Origin of the sequence: Citrobacter sp. S46_ASV_140 (assembly GCF_018919545.1) — a bacterium.
In the GTDB taxonomy this organism is placed as follows: Bacteria; Pseudomonadota; Gammaproteobacteria; order Enterobacterales; family Enterobacteriaceae; genus Citrobacter; species Citrobacter braakii.
In genome coordinates this window covers 1-4,297 of the sequence record NZ_JAHLRC010000199.1, presented here as the reverse complement: position 1 = coordinate 4,297, position 4,297 = coordinate 1, and the positions used below count along the sequence as shown (strand labels likewise).

Genomic DNA, 4,297 nt, shown 5'->3' with positions numbered 1-4,297 from the left:
GATCGAGACTGGTCTCAAACTTGTTGTCTTCGCCGTAAAAATCGAGCTTTAGCACATAGTTCTGGAAATAAGAGACGACCAGTACGCCGTTGTTATCCAGCAGCGGATTCACGTCATACAGCGCGGAAATATAGCGGGTAAATTCCTCAAACGTTCCGTTGAATTTAACGCTACGGAACTCCGGTTCCCCCGCATCCGATTTTCCACCGGGAACGGAAGTATTAATACGGTAGCTAATACCGGTTTGCGCGGTCACCGCCTCAAGAATTGTCGCCAGATCGGTAGGCTCGTAAGACTGAATACTCACTTGCTTACGCAGCAGCGCCTGTTTACGGGAGTTATATTCAACCTTTTTGCCCAGATAAGGCTCGTTATATTTCATATAACCGGTCGTTTTCATTTCATCCGCAGTGGTCGGGTTGCCGGTTTCCTGCGGGACAATACTTTTATCGTACTTGGTATCAATAGACGTACAACCCTGAAGAGCCAGCGTCAACGCCAGAAGCGAAACTTTAATTTTCATAGCATTATTCCCTTGCTTAATTACTGCTCATCAATGATCAGTACGTTATTCGCCTGGTAGTCTTTTATCACCAGCCCGTAGTTTTCTGACGTAAATACTTGTCCAAGCTTAACCAGCACATCCTGTGTTGATTTACCCTGCAAATGAATTGCCTTGTAAATAACAAAATCAGTTGAGCTGTTCCAGAGCAACTTATAGCCATTTTGCTGCGCCCATTTTGAGAGTTGCTGGCTTAATAACTCCTCTTCCAGTAAATCAATTTTTATTTCCACCACTGGCGCACTGACAGGCGCGACGCTTTTCACCGTATCATCTCCGGAAAAGGGATTTCGCGGCGTGGTTGTACTTTCTTTCACTGGCGTGGTGGTTAACATCCCTGCGTCAATTTTTTGCCCGGCTGGCGCGCTGGCGGCAAAACTTCCCTGGCTGCCTAATAATGCGGACACGGCAGCCCCAATTATCCATGTTTTTTTCATCTTACTCTTCCAATGATTAATAGGTGTTTCTTTCATGGTCCGGAATCTTAAGTTCATCACCGTTTTCTTTATAAAATTTAAGATCGTTATCTTCCGCAACAAGAGAATGGAGCACATACTTATTCGGCTCCGCCTCAGTCCAGGCGTAACCTTCGGATGAAATCATTCCCCCCTGCGGGATTGTGCTGCACCACTGGTTAATTACCACTGAGAGAGACTGTGGGTTTATTTTATTCACATCTTTTTTGCCACCTGGGGTAATTGTTGCCGACGCGGCGCTGATTAACCAGAAGGGCTCGTCCAGATTATTACCTGTGCCTTTAAACCATTTCTCCGCGATCCAGTCCTCAAAGATTCCGTTTACGTTCACTTTATCCGGGACGTTGGCAGAGACAATATCTTTGTTCACCACGATGTTGGCCTGGATCGCCACAGCGGCTACCGCGCCCACAGGTTTCGGATCGTTCTGACTCTTGTAGCTATTCGTCCGGGTTGCCCCCTGCTGGGTATAGTCGAAATAGCCACCGGTTTTGTTTGCCCCATCATCCTCATCTGCCGCGACAGATGATATGGCGACCGACAGGCGGGGATAGAGGCTACGCAGCTTGGTTTTACGGTCTTTATCGATACCGGTTACTTTAGGACACGTTTGCAACGGTAAACGAATCACGCCCGGCTCACTTAAGAGCTTGTTGTAATTTGTACTATCATTTGCGGCTGTATAAACAGGATCAGCTCCTGTCGGACCTTTACCCTGCGGGTAATCGTTTTTGAATGACTGATAAAAGGTGGTGGTGGGCGTCACCAGCTCATACTGACCATGGAAAGCATCTGCAAATTGATTAGGTAAGCTACTGGTATCATCATCATCCTGGATACCGTTTTTAAGCCTGTCAGCATCAGTTCCATTGTAAGCCACATACCATTTTTCCGGATGCTTGCGCGAGGTATTTTCCATCACGATATTGGCGTACAGCGTGCCGGTGGTGCCTTTGAGCGAGCTCGGCGAAGCAGGATCCACTTCGCTACCGTCTGTTTTATCCGCGCTGGTACGCAGATGCAGAATGCGATCGTCCGGATTATACGGCGTGCCGTCTGGATTAAGTCTGCCATCCGGATTGACGCCGTTGCTGTTCATTGCCGCCAGGCACAGCGTGCTCTTGTTTTGCTCTCTGCTCCAGCACATCGCCGGTTCGTTTTTATCTTTGCCCGTTGCATCGCTGCTGGTAATCAGCAGGCGGTCTTCATCAATCGCCGTAATACACGGTCCGGCCTCGCCTTTGGCATCGTTCCAGCACAGCTTGGCAGCCGGAACAGAACCATCGGCAGTAATATCTTCACTGTTTTTGTCTAAGCTTAAGCGAATGCCGTAACGTTTATTCGTATCAAGCCTGCTCATATGATTGGGAACGTCACCCATCTGCAGCGGTTGGCCTGAGGCCGTTGTTACCAGGTTAAAATTACCGTTACCCTCGATTTCAAACACCACCGCCTGCAGATAACCGAGATCGACACTTTTCAGCGCTTTTTCCAGCGGCTTAATAAATCCGGCAAAATGGAGACCTTCGTTCTCGGCATCTGTCTGGTAGGTGATGTAGAAGTCGACACGTTCAATACCTGGCCCGCTGGTGCCGGCTTGCCGAATGTTGTTGACGAAGTCCACGCGTTCCAGCATCAGCTCCAGCGATTCGGCGCCAGGGCGCAGTTCACACGGCAGCATAGACTCCGCAAGGGCGAAGGGCAGTTTCCCTTTCGGGTTATTGCCATTTTTACATTCACTACCCAGAAACAGATAGCGAGAACCTCGAGTGGGCGATACCTGGGCTTGCGTTGACACACCAACAGACCAGCCGGAATAAAACTTGTCTGTATCCGTATTGGGATAGGGTTGATCCTGTAATGTTTTATTGGTGACGCGATTATCATAATTCGCGACGGTGACGTTAGTATTTTCCGTCCCGAATAGTGGGTTGGCTTCTTCACCGCCCCCCAGAACATTCAGTTTATTTTGCGCAATAAAGCGCATTACGCCAGAAATATCACGGACGATCATATCAGCGACAATAAGCTGGTGACTTTGCTGGGCTTCTTTTCGTTTATAATTTGCATAAGTCATCAGACACATGCCGATAATGGCAAGCACAATAATCATTTCAAGAAGGGTAACACCTGCCTGCGGGCGAACGTTTTTTTTGAGGTATTTGTACGACATTTTTCCGTCCGTGGGATAAATATTGCCCCCATTATGAGGGCAATTTATCAGATTATCAGAAAATAACGTTATAAATTAACGGCTGCCGAGAATTACCGCGTTAGCAGAACCTTGGTCAGTACAGACAGTCGCCCCAGTGATGATATCCGGAGTCAAAGTATCTTTTTTCAGCGTCTTAACGATTGATCCAGAAGGTTCTACGCCCATCAGCAGTGTTGGTACAGCAATTTCTGGTGAAATCGCAGGAGCAACAAGATAACTAGTATTCGATCCAGCGGCAACGATCTGAGTCTCTACATAATCCCACTCGCTACCCGTCTGAGAAATAAGGTTACGACATTCTTCCTGACTTAAGCCATTAACAGCAATATAGAAACCTTTTGGTTTATCCGCTGTTGCACCAATGCCTGCAGGACCAATTTCAAATGGTTCATTGGAGAAGTTATTAAAAGCCTCACTGCTGGTCAGTTTACCCATCTTCAACATGGTCAAAACTGGTCCTGGGTATGAAGGACTGGTCGCTGTTTTATCTGCATCCAGTTGAGCTTTAGTGATGCCTGCCAGGCTTGAAGAACCTGGATAACCGTTCGCATCACGATATACTTCAGTCATTGATACGCGGATAGTGTTGCTATTATCAACAACATCGGTCATGTCCTGAGAAGCAAACGCACGCTGAGCCAGAATAACCACACCTGCAGCGATAATACCGATAATGCCCAGTACAATGATAATTTCAAGCAGCGTCACGCCTTTCTGCTTTTTCAGCTCACGATACTGCGCTGCTTTTTTTTTCCATGAATGAATCATGCTTTTCATATCCATAAATCCTTAGATATTAGTTGCTGTAAAAAATTAACCCTGCACTCACTGTGCCAAAAGATTATATGCGGCATTTTTCGTAAATCACCAGAAGCTAAAAGCTGTGGCGGGATAATTAGGAATAAAGGTGACTGGTCTGATGAGTTATTTTTGAATAAAATTTCACAATATATATATTATATATTGGAAATATCGTAACGGGTTTTTTGATTTATTTTTAGAAAAAGTTACGGTAATCTTCCTTTTCCGGAGAGTGATATATAT

3 protein-coding genes and 1 pseudogene are annotated in these 4,297 nt (G+C 46.4%); all 4 read right to left on the bottom strand.

From position 1 onward, the window contains the following. Positions 1-523 (bottom strand): annotated as a pseudogene (locus tag KQJ19_RS22630) (type II and III secretion system protein); the annotation flags it as partial. Positions 524-543: 20 nt separating this feature from the next. Continuing rightward, positions 544-999, bottom strand: a complete 456-nt coding sequence (locus KQJ19_RS22625; RefSeq protein WP_019076325.1) for a TcpQ domain-containing protein — start codon at positions 997-999, stop codon at positions 544-546. A gap of 16 nt (positions 1,000-1,015) precedes the next feature. Further along, the gene (locus KQJ19_RS22620; protein ID WP_216404195.1) at positions 1,016-3,211 is read right to left on the bottom strand and encodes a prepilin-type N-terminal cleavage/methylation domain-containing protein; all 2,196 of its coding nucleotides are present in this window, start codon (positions 3,209-3,211) and stop codon (positions 1,016-1,018) included. A gap of 75 nt (positions 3,212-3,286) precedes the next feature. Then, entirely contained in the window at positions 3,287-4,030 is a 744-nt protein-coding gene (locus tag KQJ19_RS22615) for a type IV pilus major pilin (RefSeq protein ID WP_141874999.1), read from the bottom strand. Between the last annotated feature and the right edge of the window lie 267 nt (positions 4,031-4,297).